The sequence below is a fragment of the Tianweitania sp. genome (assembly GCF_032053605.1).
Taxonomy (GTDB): Bacteria; Pseudomonadota; Alphaproteobacteria; order Rhizobiales; family Rhizobiaceae; genus Tianweitania.
Map to the genome: position 1 here is coordinate 1 of NZ_DAMBUH010000042.1, position 17,722 is coordinate 17,722.

Below are 17,722 nucleotides of genomic sequence, written 5' to 3' on the forward strand. Positions count from 1 at the left end.
ATGACCACCCGACGCCGATAGTATGCACCAATTGCAATATACAAGGATGAGGACGATTGGGGTTGGCCGCACCCTCCCCGCTTCGTCATCCTCGGGTCTGCGCCTTCGCTGACGCTCCGGCTCCGCCCAAGGATGACGAAGAGTGTGCAGCAATCACCGTTCTGCCTTCGCTCCTTATGAGAGGAGGGAAGAGCTGCTTGAAGGTTGTGCGTCCTTCGAGGCTCGCCCGTTCAACAAAGCTAGTCTTTGCCATCGTCTTGCGGGCTCGCACCTCAGGATGAGGACGATTGGGGTTAGCCGCACCCCACCCGCTTCCACCAACAAAAAACCCCGGCTCGGTGGCCGGGGTTTGATGCTGGATGATGGCTGCCCTTACAACTTGTTGGCGCGCTGAAGCGAGACCATGAAGCTGTCGAAGGGGTAATCGGCGACCTGGGTGTAGAGGTAGTTTTCCTTTCGGAAGGCCTTGATGGATTCCCAGATCTTCTTGAAATCGGCATTGGTGGTTTCGATGCTGGCGAACAACTCGTTCGTGGCATCGAAGCAGGCCTGCATGATTTCGGGGCTGAACGGACGCAGCTGCGCGCCGTTCGCGACCAGTTTGCGGATCGCAATGGGGTTCAGGTAGTCGTATTTCTGCAGCATGTTCGCGTCGGTTGCCTGGCATGCCGTGCGCAGCAGCGACTTGTAGTGCTCCGGAAGACCATCATAGGCCGCCTTGTTGAACATGAAGTGGACGGTCGGGCCACCTTCCCAGAAGCCGGGATAGTAATAGAACGGTGCGACCTTCTGGAAGCCGAGCTTTTCGTCGTCATGCGGGCCGACCCATTCGGCCGCATCGATCGTGCCACGCTCGAGCGACGGATAGATGTCGCCGCCGGCGAGCTGCTGCGGAACCACGCCGAGCTTGCTCAGCACCTGGCCGGCGATGCCGGCGATGCGCATCTTGAGGCCCTGAAGATCAGCAGGTGTCTTGATTTCCTTGCGGAACCAGCCGCCCATCTGCGTGCCGGTATTGCCGCCCGGAAAACCGATCAGCCCGCTCTTGCCCAGGAACTCGTTATAAAGAGCCATGCCGCCGCCATGATACATCCAGGCGTTCATGCCGCGCGCGTTGAGCGCGAAGGGGACGGCCGAGCCGAGGGCCCAGGTCGGGTCCTTGCCGACATAATAATAGCCGACGGTATGGGCGGCTTCCACAGTGCCGGACGACGCCGCATCCATCGCCTGCAGGCCCGGCACGATTTCGCCGGCAGCGAAGGGCTGTAAGGTGAAGTTGCCCTCGGTTGCCTCGCTCATCATCTTGGCGAGATCCGGAGCGCCGCCATAAATGGTTTCAAGCGACTTCGGGAAAGACGAGGCGATGCGCCAGGTGATCTTCGGGTTGGACTGCGCGATGGCCGGGGCGGCCAGGGTCGTGGCAGCGGCAGCAGCGCCAGCGCCTGCAAAGCCTGCCTTGGTGATAAATGTACGACGATCCATGATGCTCTCCTCCGCCATCGTCTCGAATCCGTGATGCCGAATTCTTGTTAGAAGCTCCCCCCGACGCCAGTTGGCGACCGGCTTGGTAGCGCATGAATACACGCTGCACCGGTAGTGTCTAGCAGCGCGACATAAACACTTAGGCGCACCTGATGGCATGGTTGCGCGCGCGGTCTTTAATGAACAAAAGGCAGCTGCATTGGTCTGGAAACGGAAGGCGTAACCACATATTAGGCGCGCTGTGGCTTCGTGCCGCAAACATCAATGACGATAAATCGGATCACGATCAGCATGGCGACTTTTCAGGACAGTTCGGAGTCGCTGCGCGACGCGCTCATGCGCACGATCAGCCAGATCCGCGGCGAGCATGTCACCTTGCGCGAACTGGTGCGGCTGATCGGCGAGCAGGGTCTTCTGCTGCTTTGCGCGCTGCTGACGATTCCCTTCCTGCTGCCCGTTTCCATTCCCGGCGTCTCGACCGTGTTCGGTGCCGCGATCATCCTGATCAGCGTCGGCATCATCACCAATCGCGCGCCCTGGCTGCCCGAGCGTTTGATGGACCGCCCGCTCGACGCCGACAAGCTGAACGGCATTCTGAAGCGCGGCGCCGATATGGTGGCGAAGATCGAGCGCGTGATCCGGCCGCGCGTGCGGACACTGACCGACGGCGCCTTCATCAACCGGCTGAACGGCTTCGGCATCATGGCTGGTGGCATTCTGCTGATCTTTCCGCTGGGCCTGATCCCGTTTTCCAACACGCTGCCGGCTTTTGCGATCCTGTTTCTGTGCCTCGGCGTTTCGCAGCGCGACGGCGTTTTCGTGATCCTCGGCTATCTCACGCTGGTGGCGACCGTCATCTATTTCGCAGCTTTGGCCTATGCCGCCTTTGCCGCCGGTCAGGGCCTGGCCTCGTTCTTCGGCGGCTGAGGTCCCTTGGCGTGATACTGGGCCGGGTTTACATATCCGGCGACCTGGAGAGTTCGTGATGTCCCTGCCCATCATTGCCGTGCCGACCGACAAGCGTGCCTTTGATAACTACACTTGGCATGCGACGCCGCACCAATATCTGGAAGCGGCGGTGTCTGTGGCGGGCGTGATGCCGGTGCTGGTGCCATCCTTCGGTGAGCGGGTCGACATCGACGGTCTGCTCGATCGCGTCGACGGTGTGATGATCACCGGCTCCAAAAGCAATGTGCACCCCTCGCTCTACGGCCAGGAAGCCACCGAAGCGAACGGACCTTATGATCCCGACCGCGACGCGACGTCCCTGCCCCTGATCCGCCGGGCGATCGAGCGCGGCATTCCGCTGCTCGCGATCTGCCGCGGCATCCAGGAAATGAACGTCGCGATGGGCGGATCGCTGGCCGCCGAGATCCAGGAGCGCGAAGGCGCGATGGATCATCGCGCGCCCGAAGAGGCCACCCAGGATGAGCGCTTCGCCATCCACCAGCCCGTGACGATCAAGCCAGGCTCGTGCCTGGCCGGTGTGTTTGGCGCGGGCGACATCACGATCAACAGCGTGCATCGCCAGGCCGTGGATCGGCTGGGCGATCGCTTGCAGGTGGAGGCGGTGGCGCCCGATGGCACGGTGGAAGCCGTGTCGGTGAAGGATGCCAAGGCCTTTGCGGTGGGCGTGCAGTGGCATCCCGAATATTGGGCGGCCAGCGACGAAGCCTCCGGCCAGTTGTTCCGCGCTTTCGGCGATGCCGTGCGCGCCTATGCGGCACGCGGGCTGCAACAGGCGGCTGAATAAGGCTCAGGCTTTCCGGCTTATCGCGGCGGTTTCGGGAACGGGCGTCAGAGCCTCACCCCTGCTGAACCAGCTTTCGAGATTGTTGACCAGCAGGTCGGCCATGGCTTCGCGCGTATGCTGCGAGGCCGAGGCGACATGCGGCAGCAAGGTGGCGTAGTCCGCATCGATCAGCGCTTGCGGCACGTGGGGCTCGTTCGCGAATACATCGAGACCGGCAGCGAGGATGGTTCTGGCTTGCAGGGCTTCAATCAGGGCCGGCTCATCGACTGTCGCACCACGGCCGACATTGATGAACACGCCATCAGCCCCCAGCGCCTGGAGGATGTCGGCGTCGACCGCACGGGTGGTTTCCGGTGTGCCGGGCGCGACGTCGATCAGCGTATCGCAGGCCGCGGCCAACTCCTTGAGCGTGGCGTGGTAGGTGTAGGATACGCCTTCGACGGGGCGGCGGTTGTGATAGGCGATCTGAACGCCGAACCCTTCCAGCCGGCGGGCGATGGCCAGACCGATGCGGCCCATGCCGAAGATGCCGATCCGGCGGCCGCGCAGCGTTCCCTTCGACAGTGGGAAGGGACCCTGCGGCCACTGGCCGGCGCGCAGGAAGCGCTCGGCTTGGCCGAAGCCGCGCACGGTGTTCAACAGAAGTGCGATGGCGGTGTCGGCGACTTCGTCCGTCAGAACATCGGGCGTGTTGGTGACGACGACGTTTCGTTGTGCGGCATGACCGGCATCCACGGCATCATAGCCGACACCGAAGCTGGCAATAATCTCGAGCTTGGGCAGCGCGTCGATAAAAGGAGCGGACGCGCCGAGGAAGCTCGCTGCAACGCCGCGCACCTGCTCGCGGTCATCCGGCGTCAGCAGATCGGCATCCGGCCGAGCGATCTCCTTGATCTCGAACTTGGCGGCAAGGCGCTTCAGCACATGCGGGATCAACTTGCCGGTGACGAGGATCAAGGGACGGCTGGTGGTCATGAAGCGTGCTCCCGCTCAGTCAAGAATTTGCTCACTATGCCAAAGCAGTGATCGAAAACAGAGTCTTCTTCTGAAGGCGGCGGGGAACCTTGGCTAACAAGCGGAGTTATATGTGTGATCGTCCGCTACGATGGTCCAACCTGAGATCACGAAAGGAATTTGCTATGAAGACCAAGCTTTTCGCACTCGCTCTCGCCATGTCGATGACTGCCGGCGCAGCCTATGCTCAGACCGCTATCGAGACCCCGACCCAGTCGGGTGGTTCGGAAGCAACCGGCCAGAACACGCAGCAGGGCGTGCCGGAACTGCCAGGTGAATCGGTCGGCAACAAGGGCGCAGGTACTGCAGTTGCTCCGGCTCTGCCGAGCCAGTCGGTTGTCGGTAACTTCTACACCGACTCCTCGATGGGCACCATGAAGTCGGATGCCGACGTTGCGACCTATTGGAAGGGCCTAAGCCCAGAAGAGCAGCAGGCTGTTCGCGATGGCTGCACGGACGAGTTCACCGCTCAGAACAAGGACACGCCAGAGTCCACGCTGAACGTGTGTAAGAAGGTCAACGGCATGAAGTAAGCTTCGGCTTACCGAACTGCTTGAAAACAGCGGGCTTCGGCCCGCTGTTTTTGTTTGTGCGTAAGTTAGAACAGCCAGTCGCTTGAAGGCCGCGCCATCACGCATCTTCACAAACTTGTAAGCCGCGCAACTTTTGCGCTGCACCATCGTTTCTGCTGCAGTCGCGAACAAGATCCATCATAGCCGTTCGCGACAGCCATTAAGAACTGACAGGATTTGATTATGTCTATGAAGATGCTTGCTATTGCCGCCGCCGTTCTGAGTGCAACCGCTGGTGTTGCGTCCGCTCAGGCCGTTGGTTCCAAGACCGAAGCCGGCGCTGGTCTTTTTGATCAGGGTGGCGCTTACTACCGCGGTCCAGACAGCTCGCCGCGTAACGCGGCGACCGGCAGCAATGTCGACCGTTCGACCACCCAGTCGATCGGCAAGGTCATGCGCGACGGTTCGCCCGCACAGCCGCGCATTCGCTCGGTGGTGAAGGACAACAAGGCAGTTCCGGCGGACACCCGCAACGAGAGCGGCCTTGGCATGTTCGACAGCTCGAACTAAGCCGAGCTGTGATCGAAACGAAGAAGCGGCCTTCATGGCCGCTTTTTTCGTTTTCAGCTGCGCTCGATTGCCTGTCCGGTGGACTGGCGAACATGCAGCTCAGGCGTAATCAGATCCTGCGGCAGATGCACGGTCGCGCCGTTCAAACGGTCGAGCAAGGCACGCGCCGCCCTCCGTCCGACTTCACGCTGGCCGTTCCAAACCGTGGTCAGAGCCGGGGTGGCAATGGACGCTTCTTCCAGATCGTCATAACCGGTGACGGATACATCGACGCCCGGTACCAGGCCCGCGCGGGCCAGACCGTTCATCAAGCCGATCGCCACCAGATCGTTCCAGCACACGGCTGCCGTCGGCTTGTCTGCAATGTCGAGGAAGCGCGGCGCAGCCTCGAACCCGGCGAGCTTCGTGCGCGGACCGGCAACCCGCCAGCCCGGATCGACCGCAATCCCGGCCCGTTCCATGGCGGCGACATAGCCTTGATAGCGATCGCGACCGGTCGAGGTCTGGTCGGTGCCGCCGACCATCGCGATGCGGCGATGTCCCAGCGAAATGAGGTGATGCGTGGCCAGGCCAACGCCGAACGCGTCGTTGCCGCGGAAAACCGGCACTTCGGCGCCGACCACGTCGCGCGCAATCAGCACGACGGGCAAGCCGTTGTCTTCAGCCATGCCGATGTCGGCGGCCGGTGTGCCGATCGCCGGCGACATGATTACGCCATCGGCGCCGAGTTGCAGCAGCGTGTCCATGAAGGTGCGCTGCTTTTCGAGCTGGTCATAGTGGTTGGAGAGAATGAAGGTCTGGCGGCTGCGGTCGAGCTCGGTTTCGATGGAGCGCAGGATTTCCGCAAAGAAGGGGTTCATGATGTCGTGAACCACGACACCGACAATGCCGGACCGCGACGTGCGAAGGCTGGCGGCGCGGCGATTGTAGATATAGCCGATCGCGCGCGCATGCTCCTTGATGCGTTCACGCGTCGAGCCGGCAACGAGCGGACTGTCACGCAGAGCCAGCGAAACGGTAGCCGTCGACACGCCGAGCGCATCCGCAATCGTCGACAGTTTGATCTTCTGCGCCAGCTTGATCCTCCGAGCCGCACCAGGATCGGGGACAAACACGCCCCCTAAATCGGTTGATGGGGCTTATGCCATGCAGAAGACGAAGACGGAACTGTTTTTGGCATCCCCTGTTGGGGCGCTATTCCGCAGCGACCGCTTCTTCGAGTTCGATGACGTCTTCGGCATCGGTTTCGGCAACGGCGCCGGTCAGGTTACCCTCGATCTTCATCAGGAGCTTGAAGAGCGTCTTCTGGTCCTTCTTGTCGAAGCCCTTCAGCGCAAGTTTTTCGGTCTTACGGATCGACTTCTCGATGGCCTTGATCGCATCACGGCCGGTTTCGGTGAGCGACACATGCGCCTGGCGCGCATCTTCGGTAGACTGCGCTTTCACGAGAAAGCCCTGCCCCGCTAGACGATTGATCGTCTTGGTGATGGTTGGCGGGCGCACGCCGAGCCGAGCGGCGAGTTGACTTGGCGTCTGGCCGTCATCCTGTGCCAAAGCCAGCATGATCTGGTCCTGGCCGGCATAGAAGCCGTGGGCGAGCAGACGCGAGGCGAGTGTCGTGCGCGAAAGCCTTGCACTGGATTGGAGGCGCGTCAGCACCGTCCCTTTTTCCGATTTTGCCATCTTTCCCTCGGGACCGCCTGACCACGACTTGATTATCCGGGCACCTTACGCCTTCTAGAGCCTGAACTCATAAGGCGGCGCGTGTGCCGGAACCCTTTATGGGCAGTGCTCGCTTGCCACGGTGATGTTACAAGCAGATGACGAAAACAGAAGCCGACAAACGACCATCCACCATTGCCGTGTTGCCGCTGGGCGCAACCGAGCAACATGGGCCGCATCTGCCGTTCGAAACGGACACGATCATCGCGCAAGGCGTGGCTGAACGCGCGAAGGCGCTGTTGCCGGCAGCGCTCGATGTGCACTTTCTGCCTGTGGAGCCCGTCGGCTACTCTCCCGAGCACCTGCATGTCGCGGGCACCAGGAGCTTGTCCTACAGCGAAGCGATCGAGCGTTGGATTGGCATCGGCGCGAGTTTGAACAAAGCCGGCGTGCGCCGCTTCGTGCTGCTCAACGCGCATGGCGGCAACTCGCCTTTGATGACCGTGGTCACAACCGAGTTGCGGCAGCGCTTCAACATGCTGGCGGTGGCGACGAGCTGGACGCGCTTTGGCTTGCCGGAAGGGTTGGTATCGGCGGAAGAAAAAGCGCTCGGCATCCACGGCGGCTTGATTGAAACGGCGGTCATGCTGGCGCTGGCACCGGATCGCGTCGATATGAGACAAGCGCGAGATTTTGCCACCCGTCAAAGCGACTTCATCACCCGCTTCAAGCATCTGCGCGCTTATGGGCCGCATGCTTTCGGTTGGCTGATGAGCGATCTGTCTGCGGAAGGGGTCGTCGGAAACGCGGCGGCCGCGACGTTGGAACTCGGCAATCGCATCCTCGATCATGCCGCACGCGGCTTCGTGGAACTGCTTGAGGATGTCGCGCGCTTCGACCTCGCGCGTTTCGATTAGGAAGCTGCTCTCGCGCGATCAGGTCGTGCAATCGCCATAACATCGTCCTATATGGACAGACGAAACACTATAACATCCCTAAGAGGTCCGCCATGAGCGAAGCCGCAATCTCAGCAGCACCACAGGCTCCCGCACAGATCCCCGTCACCGTTCTGACCGGCTATCTCGGCGCCGGCAAGACCACGCTTCTCAACCGCATCCTGTCCGAAGCGCATGGCAAGCGCTATGCGGTGATCGTCAATGAATTCGGCGAGATCGGCATCGACAACGACCTGATCGTGGAATCCGACGAGGAAATCTACGAGATGAACAATGGCTGCGTGTGTTGCACGGTGCGCGGCGACCTGATCCGCGTCGTGGAAGGCCTGATGCGCCGTCCCGGCCGCTTCGATGCGATCGTGGTGGAAACAACCGGCCTCGCCGATCCCGTGCCGGTGGCACAGACCTTCTTCATGGATGACGATGTGCGCGCCAAGACCCGGCTCGATGCCGTGGTCGCCCTGGTCGACGCCAAGCACCTGCCGATGCGCTTGAAGGACAGCCGCGAGGCCGAAGACCAGATTGCCTTCGCCGATGTGGTCGTGCTGAACAAGGTCGATCTCGTTTCCGAAGACGAAGTGCGCAAGGTGGAAGCCACGATCCGCGCCATCAATCCCGCCGCCAAGATCTATCGTACGACGCGTTCGGGCGTCGACCTCGCCAATGTGCTCGATCGCGGCGCCTTCGACCTCAATCGCGTGCTGCTCAACGATCCGCACTTCCTCGAGGAAGCGCATGATCACGACCACGGGCATGACCATGTTTGCGGTCCGGACTGCGGCCATGATCATCACCACCATGATCATGGGCATGACCATCATCATCACGATCATGACCACGATCACCACCACCATGGCGACGTCTCGCCGATCCATGACGTGACGGTGCAGTCGATCTCGCTGCGCGGCGGCGAGATGGATCCGAAACGCTTCTTCCCGTGGCTGGACAAGGTCACGCAGACCGATGGTCCGAACATCCTGCGCCTCAAGGGCATCATTGCGATCAAGGACGATCCGGACCGCTATGTCGTGCAGGGCGTCCACATGATTGTGGAAGGCGACCACCAGCGTGCCTGGAAGGATGACGAGAAGCATGAATCGCGCCTCGTCTTCATCGGTAGGGATCTCGACCGCGAGAAGCTGACCCGCTCCTTCGAAGCTTGCCAGGCCCAGTAAGCAAGCATGCCCACTGTTGCACCACTTGACCTCGACGGTCACTGCATCGCCGCCGTTTTTCTGGACGGCGTGCCGCATTTCGCTCTGGCCGATGGCACGATCCACCGCCTCGACCATGGCCATCAATGGACGGAGCTTCATGACGGCCTGCTTTGCGCGAGCGTCGAACACTCCGGCAAAACGCTGCTGACCGGCGGCGAGGACGGCAAGGTTTGCCGTTCCGGTGGCCAGGCCACAGTCGAGGTGCTGCATGAAGCGCCGCGCAAGTGGATCACCTCAGTGGCTGCCGGGCCGCAAGGCGTGCTTGCCTTCGGCAGCGGCCGCACGGCCTATGCGCGCCTTGCCAATGGCACGATCAAGCCGTTCGAGCATCCGCGCTCGGTGGAAGGTCTGGCTTTTGCGCCCAAGGGCCTGCGCTTCGGCGTCGCCCGCTACAATGGCGTGACGCTGCATTTTCCGGGCACCGAGGGCAAGCCGGTGGAAATGGAATGGGCCGGCGCACACACCGGCGTGACGTTCTCGCCCAACGGCGATTTCCTCGTCACCACCATGCAGGAAAACGCGCTGCACGGCTGGAAGCTGTCGGATGGCCGCCACATGCGCATGACCGGCTATCCCGCAAAGGTGAAGAGCTTTTCCTGGTCGGCGAAGGGACGCTGGCTCGCCTCCTCCGGTGCGCCGGCCGCGATCGTCTGGCCCTTCCAAGGCAAGGACGGCCCGATGGGCAAGCCGCCGCTGGAACTCGGCACACGCGGCAACACGATGGTCACCGCCGTTGCCTTCCATCCCAGCGAGGAAATCCTGGCGATCGGCTATGCCGACGGCATGGTGCTGGCCGTGCGAGTCGCGGACCAAAAGGAAATCCTGCTCAAGCGCGAGGGTAAAGGGCCGATTTCCACTATGAACTGGGACAAGGACGAGCGCCGACTGGCCTTCGGCACGGAAACCGGCGACTGCGGCGTGATCGACATCGCGGGGTAAGACAATGGGTCATCGGATCATCATTCAGTTTGATCTTGATGGCCTCTCGTCCGACGAGCACCGCGACATCTCCTACAAGATCTGGATCTTCGGCGAGGAACTTTACCTCGCTTTCAAAGCCACGAAGATTGCCTCGATGAATATCGCGTTGGTGGATGAAGCGGTCACCACGCACGAGGTCGAAGCACGTTCACGTGCGACAGTCGCACGAACGCGCCGGATCATCCAGGACATGCTGGATAAGCACTTTCTTGCTGACCGGGCTACAATCTTCATTCCGACAGCTTAAACTCCGATCGCCGAATTGTGTCAGGATGACGCTACGGCATCTTCGTTTCCGCTGGAACGGTTGAGCAGAGAACATATTATGAACGTATGGCCGTTCTCAGCACTCGCGAAAAGCTGGCGATCCTTTCGGATGCCGCAAAGTATGATGCATCCTGCGCATCCTCAGGGGCGGCGAAACGCAATTCGCTGAAGTCGGGCGGCATAGGTTCGACTGAAGGCTCCGGCATCTGCCATGCCTATGCGCCGGACGGCCGCTGTATCTCGCTGCTGAAGATCCTTCTGACCAACTTCTGCATCTACGATTGCTCGTACTGCATCAATCGTTCGTCCTCCAATGTGAAGCGCGCCCGTTTCACGGTGGATGAGGTCGTGCAGCTCACGCTGAATTTTTACAAGCGCAACTATATCGAGGGCCTGTTTTTGTCTTCCGGCGTCATCCGCTCGCCGGATGAGACGATGGGCGAGATGGTGGAGATCGCGCGGCAGTTGCGCGAGGTGCACAAGTTCGGCGGCTATATCCACCTCAAGACCATTCCCGAATGCGCGCCGGAATTGCTGGATGCGGCGGGTAAGTATGCCGACCGTTTGTCGATCAATGTCGAACTGCCGACCGATGAGGGCGTAAAGCGGCTCGCGCCGGAAAAGAAGCCGGAAACGATCCGGCTGTCGATGGCGAATCTGCGTTCGCGGATCGAGGAGAAGTCCGAGCCTACCATGAAGACCAAGCGCCGCGAGCGCTTTGCGCCGGGCGGGCAATCCACGCAGATGATCGTGGGGGCCGACCAGACGACCGATGCGACGATCCTCAAGACCAGCGCGCGTCTTTACGGCTCCTATCATCTGCGCCGCATTTATTTCTCCGCCTTCAGCCCGATTCCGGATTCGTCCGCTGCCCTTCCGTCGATGAAGCCGCCGTTGATGCGCGAGCATCGGCTGTATCAGGCGGATTGGCTCATGCGCTTTTACGGGTTTTCGGAACAGGAGATCGTTGCCGATCAGGCCGACGGCATGCTCGATCTGCAGGTCGATCCCAAGCTCGCCTGGGCGCTGGCCAATCGTGGACAGTTTCCGCTGGATGTGAACCGCGCCAGCCGGGAGATGCTGCTGCGCGTGCCGGGGCTTGGCACCAAGGCGGTGACGAAGATCCTGGAAGTGCGGCGTTATCGCCGTCTCAGGCTGGAAGATGTCGGCAAGCTCTGCGCGTCCGTTGCCAAGGTGCGGCCGTTCCTTGTGGCGGAAGGCTGGTCGCCGGGCGGGCTGACCGACACGCAGCATTTGCGCCAGAAGCTGGTGCCAAAACCGCAACAGCTGAGCCTGTTCTGATGGGCGCCCAGCCGAAGCCACTCCCCTTCTCCTTCGATGCCCTGCTCGATGGCGAAACGGATTTCGCCGGCTGGCGCGACGCTGCGCGGCGGCTTGCGCTGAACGAGGTGCCGTCGGATCGCGTGACATGGTCGACTGGCAGCAATGGCGATCTGTTCGGTTCGCGCGAGCCGCTGCCCGATGTGCCTGATGGCGCGACAATGAACGTGCCGCGCGCCTTCGTGGATTTGGCCGAACTGGTAATCTGCCATTCCGACCCGCAGCGCTTTGCCCTGCTCTATCGCATCCTGTTCCGGCTGCGATCCGACCACGATCTGATGAAGATCGCGTCCGACCGCGACATCATCCGCTTAAGCGAGATGGCAAAAAGCGTGCGCCGCGACATTCACAAGATGCGCGCTTTCGTGCGCTTCCGGCAGATCGTGGAAGGCGAGGTCGAGCGCTATGTCGCTTGGTTCGAGCCGCAGCATCACATCGTCGAGCGCAACGCGCCCTTTTTCCAGCGCCGCTTCACCGGCATGAATTGGACGATCCTGACGCCGGAGCTTTCGGCCGACTGGGATGGCGAAACCCTGCGCTTCGGGCCGGGTGCCGAGAAGCGGGACGCGCCGAGCGACGATGACCTCGAAGCGCTGTGGAAGACCTATTACGCCAACATCTTCAATCCCGCGCGGCTGAAGGTAAAGGCGATGCAGGCGGAGATGCCGAAGAAATATTGGCGGAACCTGCCGGAGGCCACGCTCATTCCTGATCTGATCGCGGGCGCTGAGAAGTCCGCTCAGGAGATGATAGCCAGGATGCCGACCATCCCAGCCCCTCATCATGAAACCGTGCGCGCCAAGCACTGGTCCAAGGCCGAGCCCGAAATCGGCGATGGCGCGGATGCCACCACGATCGACGAGTTGCGCGATGCAGCCAAGGGCTGCCGCCGCTGTCCGCTCTGGGCGAATGCCACGCAGACCGTGTTCGGCGAAGGTCCCGATGACGCGCGCATCGTCTTTGTCGGCGAACAACCGGGTGACCAGGAGGATATCGCCGGGCGCCCGTTCGTCGGTCCTGCCGGCAAGGTGTTCGATGGCGTGCTGGAAGAAGCCGGCGTCGATCGCTCCATCACCTATGTCACCAATAGCGTGAAACACTTCAAGTTCGAACTGCGCGGCAAACGCCGCATCCACGCCAAGCCCAATGCCGGCGAAGTTAGTGCCTGCCGCTGGTGGATCGATCACGAGCTGAAACTGATCAAGCCGGATCTGGCCGTGGCGCTGGGCGCAACGGCCGCATTGTCACTGCTCGGCAAGGCAATCGCAGTCACCAAGATGCGTGGTCAGGTGGTGACGCGCGAGGATGGTCTGCGCGTGTTCTTGACGATCCACCCGTCGTTTATCCTGCGCATTCCCGATCCGCGCGACAAGGAAGCCGAACATGCCCGGTTTGTCGCCGATATGCACGCGGTGAAGAAACTGATGGCGGCGTAAACACTGCCCCAATAAGGCTGACGCCTAGATCGCGCAGAGATGGCAGAAGCGGACAGTTTGACCGATCTTTGCAGTGATTGGTGACCGGTGTGTTGCGATGGAAGCTGTAGTCCAATTAGCGACTGTTCGCACTTCATCTCCACTGAGGCTCACAGCTACTCGAACGTCACCTCAGCTTGATGAATCAGGAGAAATCAGAAACTTTGTCATGAACGGGTGCGAGGCACTGTCATGTTTCACGTCAAAGCATTGCTGACACTCTCGAAAGACGTGCCCTATCCCAAGTCTGACGGCGTTCGGACAGGCTATGATCCGTATCACAAGTTTCCTGGCGTGGACTATCTTGCCACCGGATTTCACACCTATACCGATGATCAAATCCATTACCCCGGCGAGAGTCTGATCGCCTCAATTGTGTTCCCGAGCTGGGAGTTTTTCGGCCCCTCTATCCACGTTGGCGACGTGTTTGAGATCCGTGAGTTGGACAAGGTTGTTGGCCGGGGTGTCGTCCAGGCCATAGCGCCGGCATAGATCGCGTCGGAAGCCGCCATCCAAGCGATTGACTTAAGAGCCACCTTTCACCGCCCTGCCCGCCACATACACTTCGCGCACGGCACGGTCGTCGCCCAGCGTTTGCAGCAGGAAGAGTTCTTCCGCCAGCGAGCGAACCGTTTCCATGCGCAGCGCCATGGTCGGCGTCACGGACGCATCGAGTACAACGAGATCGGCGTCGGTGCCGGCGTCCAGTGTGCCGACCTTGTCGCTGATCGACAGCGCTTCGGCATTGCCGCGCGTGATCTGCCAGAAGGAGGCGAGCGGGTTAAGCTTTTCGCCTTGCAGCGCGATGACCTTGTAGGCTTCGTCCATGGTGCGCAGCAGCGAATAGTTGGTGCCGCCCCCGACATCGCTGGCGACGGCAACGCGCAGTGGCTTCTCGCGGCGATTGTAGCGGTGATAGGCAAACAGGCCGGAGCCCAGGAACAGGTTGGATGTCGGGCAGAACACGGCGACGGAGCCGCTGTCAGACAGCGCATCGGCTTCACGTTCAGACAAATGGATACAGTGGCCGAACAGGCTCCTCGGGCCGGTCAGGCCGTAATGTTCGTAGATGGCGGTGTAGTCCTGTAGGCCGGGATAGAGCGCCATGGTCTCGGCGATCTCGGCGTGGTTTTCCGACAAATGCGTCTGCACGTGGCAATCGGGATACTCGTGCGCCAGCGCACCGGCGGCTTCTAGCTGTTCGGGCGTCGAGGTCAGCGCGAAACGGGGCGTGATGGCGTAACGCTGGCGGCCGCGATTGTGCCAGGTTTCGATCAGCGCCTTTGAGTCGTCATAAGCCGTTTGCGCGGTGTCGAGCACCGCGTCCGGCGCATTGCGGTCCATCATCACCTTGCCGGCGATAACCATCATGTTGCGAGTGTGTGCCTCCTCGAAGAAGGCTTCGGCGGAAGACTTGTGCACCGAGCAATAGGCAGCGACCGTCGTAGTGCCGTGCCGTATGCTCTCGTCGAGGAACAGACGCGCGATGCGGCGGCCGTGCTGGGCATTGCGGAACTTGGATTCTTCCGGGAAGGTGTAGGTGTTGAGCCAGTCCAGCAGTTCCGTGCCGTAGGAAGCGATGACCTGCATTTGCGGCATGTGGACATGCGCGTCGATGAAGCCCGGCAGGATCAGATGCGGCCGGTGATCGATGATCTCCGCGCCCTTGCCTGCCACCTGCGACACGCGATCATAGGCGCCGGCTTGCACGATCAAGCCATCGCGCACCAGCACCGCACCATCCTCATCGTAAGAACAGGCAGCAAGATCATCGCGGCTTTCCGGGCGGCGGAGAAACCACAGCACGCGGCCTCGGATCAGCGTTTCACGCATCGACAAACCTATCCTTCATCATTGCGTGCCGTGTTTCGTCCGGTCTGTTCGGCAATGCAAGCGATGGCAGTGATTCAATCGGCTGATCTGCTTGCCACGCAAAGCTGCCATGCACTCTACATTGGAACAGTTCTAAACTAGCGGCATTGGTGCTATAGAAAGCGAAGGGAAAGGAACCCATCATGAAAATGCACCAGACCAAGAACGACACGCCTTCCAATACCAAGCAAGTCTCGATCGAGCTGCTGAACGCGCGCCTTGCCGACGCCATCGACCTCGCGCTGATCACTAAGCAGGCGCATTGGAACCTCAAGGGTCCGCGTTTCATCGCGATCCACGAACTTCTGGATCAGTTCCGCACTGCGATCGACGAGCATGTCGACATTATCGCAGAACGCGCCGTGCAGCTTGGCGGTACGGCGCTTGGTACCAAGGAGACGGTGTCAGAAAAGAGCAAGCTGACGGCCTATCCCACCGGTATCTACAAGATCGAGGATCATCTGGCCGCTTTGATCGACCGCTATGCCGACACGGCGAATGCCGTTCGCAAGTCGATCGACGAGGCTGACGAAGCGGGTGATGCCGACACCGCCGACATCTTCACCGCCTTCTCGCGTGTGCTCGACAAGAACCTCTGGTTCCTGGAAGCGCATGTGCAGGAAGCTGCCTGACATCCCAAAGCGAGCGGCTGAAACGGCCGCTCGCTTTTTGTTTGAAGGGTCGTCACCGAAAGCCCTGAACTGAGCCGTTTAACGACGCTTCGACGCACCTCGATCCGACCGAATCCTATTTCTGGCGCGCAAACCACGCATTTGCGACACGGCCCACTTTCCTCCTGATTTTCCTGTCCACCGCGCGAAAACTTTGTCTTTCCTGGGTAATTTTACGAGGAAAGATGGAAAAATTTGGCGCATCCGGGGTTACGATACCCTGTTTGCGACGGTATCAATTACGCCATGCCATGTCGCATCCCATCGGGTGACAGGGGCCCGGCGCCTTGTCATACTCGCCTTCAATGAAGCCGGTTTAATCGGCTCAACCACCGACAGAGTGAGGAACAAACGCATGTCCAACGAACTCGATTTCTTGAGCCGCAGCGTTGCATCGGGCCGGTTGAGCCGACGCGATTTTCTCGGCCGGGCGGCAGCGCTCGGCGTCAGCGCCACCTTCGCCAATGGCTTGCTGGCGAGTTCCGCAAAGGCGCAGGCACCGCAAAAAGGCGGCGCTTTGCGCATGGGTCTGGTGGGCGGCGAATCCACCAACAGCCTCGACCCCGCAACCATCCTGACCCAGGTGCCGCAGAACTTTTCCTCGACCTGGGGCGAACTGCTGGTGGTCCAGTCACCGACCGATGGATCGGCACAGCCGGTCCTCGCGGAGTCCTGGGATTCCTCGCCGGATGCGGCTGAATGGAGCTTCAAGATCCGCAAGGGCGTGACGTTCCACAACGGCAAGGAAATGAAGCCCGAAGACGTGGCGCAGACCATCCGCCGCCATGCCGACGCCAACACCAAATCGGCAGCCCTTGGCGTGCTGGGCGACATCAAGGAAGTGAAGGTCGACGGCGACAATGTCGTGTTCCAGCTGCAGCGCGGCAATGCCGACCTGCCGCTGCTTTTGACTGACTACCACCTCATCATCCAGCCCAATGGCGGCTTCGACAATCCGGCCGATGGTATCGGCACCGGCCCTTACAAGGTCGAGGTCGACGAGCCGGGCGTGCGTCACATGTCGACGAAGTATGACGGCTATTGGCGCGACGATGTCGGCCATGTCGATTCCGTCGAAGTCATCGTGATGAACGACAACACGGCCCGCATGGCAGCACTTCAGTCCGGCCAGGTTCACATCATCAACCGCGTCGAACCGAAGACCGTGGCGCTTCTAGCCCGCGCGCCGGGCGTGAAGATCGTCAGCGTCCCCTCCAAGGGCCACTATGTCTTCCTGATGCATTGCAACACCGCGCCGTTCGACAATGCCGACTTGCGCATGGCGCTGAAGCTCGCCATTGATCGCGAGCAGATGGTGCAGCAGATCCTGCAGGGCCATGCCTCCGTGGGCAACGACTTCCCGATCAACAAGAGCTATGCGCTCTTCCCCGAAGGCATCGAACAGCGCGCTTACGATCCGGAAAAGGCCAAGTTCCATTATCAGAAGTCCGGCCACAGCGGCCCGCTCGTGCTGCAAACCTCCGACGTTGCCTTCCCCGGCGCCGTGGATGCCTCGCAGCTCTTCCAGCAGCAGGCGCAGAAGGCCGGCATTCAGATCGAGGTCAAGCGCGAGCCGGGCGACGGATACTGGACCGAAGTCTGGAACAAACAGCCGTTCTGCGCTTCCTATTGGGGTGGCCGCGCGACGCAGGATTCCATGTATTCGACGGCCTATGTCAAAGGCGCGGATTGGAACGACACCCGCTTCTTCGACGAAGGCTTCGACAAGATCATCCTCCAGGCGCGCGCCGAACTCGACGACACCAAGCGCGCCGCGCTTTACCGCGACGCCGCAACCAAAGTGCGCGACGATGGCGGCTTGATCCTGCCGATGTTCAACGACTTCATCGATGCGCATCGCGAGGAAGTTCAGGGCTGGGTGGTCGATCCCAACCATGAAACCTCCAACCTGAAGGCCGCGATCCGCGTCTGGCTCCAGGCCTGAGTTT

The 17,722-nt window shown here is 61.0% G+C and carries 18 protein-coding genes; 13 read left to right on the forward strand and 5 right to left on the reverse strand.

What is annotated here, in order from left to right; genetic code table 11:
• Nucleotides 1-372 precede the first annotated feature (372 nt).
• Nucleotides 373-1,482, reverse strand: coding sequence for a TRAP transporter substrate-binding protein (locus RTX98_RS11290; protein WP_189505786.1), 1,110 nt, complete (start codon nt 1,480-1,482; stop codon nt 373-375).
• Nucleotides 1,483-1,773: 291 nt separating this feature from the next.
• Between RTX98_RS11290 and RTX98_RS11295 the strand changes: the two genes are divergently transcribed.
• Nucleotides 1,774-2,409, forward strand: coding sequence for an exopolysaccharide biosynthesis protein (locus RTX98_RS11295; protein WP_312796652.1), 636 nt, complete (start codon nt 1,774-1,776; stop codon nt 2,407-2,409).
• Nucleotides 2,410-2,467: 58 nt separating this feature from the next.
• On the forward strand, nt 2,468-3,235 hold the full coding sequence (locus RTX98_RS11300; RefSeq protein WP_312796653.1) for a gamma-glutamyl-gamma-aminobutyrate hydrolase family protein: 768 nt from the start codon (nt 2,468-2,470) through the stop codon (nt 3,233-3,235).
• A 3-nt stretch (nt 3,236-3,238) separates the two neighbouring features.
• Here the strand turns inward: RTX98_RS11300 and RTX98_RS11305 are convergent, their stop codons facing one another.
• Nucleotides 3,239-4,210 carry a 2-hydroxyacid dehydrogenase gene (locus RTX98_RS11305; RefSeq protein WP_312796654.1) on the reverse strand — a complete coding sequence of 324 codons (972 nt, stop codon included), beginning with the start codon at nt 4,208-4,210 and terminating at the stop codon, nt 3,239-3,241.
• 164 nt (nt 4,211-4,374) lie between these two features.
• Between RTX98_RS11305 and RTX98_RS11310 the strand changes: the two genes are divergently transcribed.
• The gene (locus RTX98_RS11310) at nt 4,375-4,782 is read left to right on the forward strand and encodes a hypothetical protein (protein WP_312796655.1); all 408 of its coding nucleotides are present in this window, start codon (nt 4,375-4,377) and stop codon (nt 4,780-4,782) included.
• A 222-nt stretch (nt 4,783-5,004) separates the two neighbouring features.
• Complete coding sequence (locus tag RTX98_RS11315) at nt 5,005-5,331, forward strand: hypothetical protein (RefSeq protein ID WP_312796656.1); 327 nt, start codon at nt 5,005-5,007, stop codon at nt 5,329-5,331.
• Between the two features lie 53 nt (nt 5,332-5,384).
• Here the strand turns inward: RTX98_RS11315 and RTX98_RS11320 are convergent, their stop codons facing one another.
• A complete protein-coding gene (locus RTX98_RS11320; RefSeq protein WP_312796687.1) occupies nt 5,385-6,407 on the reverse strand; it encodes a LacI family DNA-binding transcriptional regulator in 1,023 nt (340 codons plus the stop codon).
• A gap of 118 nt (nt 6,408-6,525) precedes the next feature.
• A complete protein-coding gene (locus tag RTX98_RS11325; protein WP_312796657.1) occupies nt 6,526-7,014 on the reverse strand; it encodes a MarR family transcriptional regulator in 489 nt (162 codons plus the stop codon).
• Between the two features lie 137 nt (nt 7,015-7,151).
• On the opposite strand from RTX98_RS11325, the gene RTX98_RS11330 reads away from it, so the two are divergent.
• From RTX98_RS11330 to RTX98_RS11360, 7 genes are all read left to right on the forward strand, one after another.
• Nucleotides 7,152-7,910, forward strand: a complete 759-nt coding sequence (locus tag RTX98_RS11330) for a creatininase family protein (RefSeq protein WP_312796659.1) — start codon at nt 7,152-7,154, stop codon at nt 7,908-7,910.
• 92 nt (nt 7,911-8,002) lie between these two features.
• Nucleotides 8,003-9,124 carry a GTP-binding protein gene (locus tag RTX98_RS11335; RefSeq protein WP_312796661.1) on the forward strand — a complete coding sequence of 374 codons (1,122 nt, stop codon included), beginning with the start codon at nt 8,003-8,005 and terminating at the stop codon, nt 9,122-9,124.
• A 6-nt stretch (nt 9,125-9,130) separates the two neighbouring features.
• Complete coding sequence (locus tag RTX98_RS11340) at nt 9,131-10,105, forward strand: WD40 repeat domain-containing protein (RefSeq protein WP_312796663.1); 975 nt, start codon at nt 9,131-9,133, stop codon at nt 10,103-10,105.
• 4 nt (nt 10,106-10,109) lie between these two features.
• Nucleotides 10,110-10,394 (forward strand): hypothetical protein, encoded by a 285-nt coding sequence (locus tag RTX98_RS11345; protein WP_312796665.1) that lies wholly within the window; start codon nt 10,110-10,112, stop codon nt 10,392-10,394.
• An 86-nt stretch (nt 10,395-10,480) separates the two neighbouring features.
• Nucleotides 10,481-11,716: a putative DNA modification/repair radical SAM protein gene (locus tag RTX98_RS11350; protein WP_312796667.1), complete on the forward strand. Its 1,236-nt coding sequence runs from the start codon at nt 10,481-10,483 to the stop codon at nt 11,714-11,716.
• Nucleotides 11,716-13,191, forward strand: coding sequence for a UdgX family uracil-DNA binding protein (locus RTX98_RS11355; RefSeq protein WP_312796669.1), 1,476 nt, complete (start codon nt 11,716-11,718; stop codon nt 13,189-13,191). The genes RTX98_RS11350 and RTX98_RS11355 overlap by 1 nt, the downstream gene beginning before the upstream one ends.
• A 231-nt stretch (nt 13,192-13,422) precedes the next feature.
• Complete coding sequence (locus tag RTX98_RS11360; protein ID WP_312796671.1) at nt 13,423-13,722, forward strand: hypothetical protein; 300 nt, start codon at nt 13,423-13,425, stop codon at nt 13,720-13,722.
• Nucleotides 13,723-13,755: 33 nt separating this feature from the next.
• Here the strand turns inward: RTX98_RS11360 and guaD are convergent, their stop codons facing one another.
• Entirely contained in the window at nt 13,756-15,063 is a 1,308-nt protein-coding gene (gene guaD / locus RTX98_RS11365) for a guanine deaminase (protein WP_312796673.1), read from the reverse strand.
• A gap of 182 nt (nt 15,064-15,245) precedes the next feature.
• Between guaD and dps the strand changes: the two genes are divergently transcribed.
• Both dps and RTX98_RS11375 read left to right on the forward strand, forming a co-directional pair.
• Nucleotides 15,246-15,734, forward strand: a complete 489-nt coding sequence (dps, locus tag RTX98_RS11370) for a DNA starvation/stationary phase protection protein Dps (RefSeq protein ID WP_312796674.1) — start codon at nt 15,246-15,248, stop codon at nt 15,732-15,734.
• A 394-nt stretch (nt 15,735-16,128) separates the two neighbouring features.
• The gene (locus tag RTX98_RS11375; RefSeq protein WP_312796675.1) at nt 16,129-17,718 is read left to right on the forward strand and encodes an ABC transporter substrate-binding protein; all 1,590 of its coding nucleotides are present in this window, start codon (nt 16,129-16,131) and stop codon (nt 17,716-17,718) included.
• The last annotated feature ends 4 nt before the right edge of the window (nt 17,719-17,722 follow it).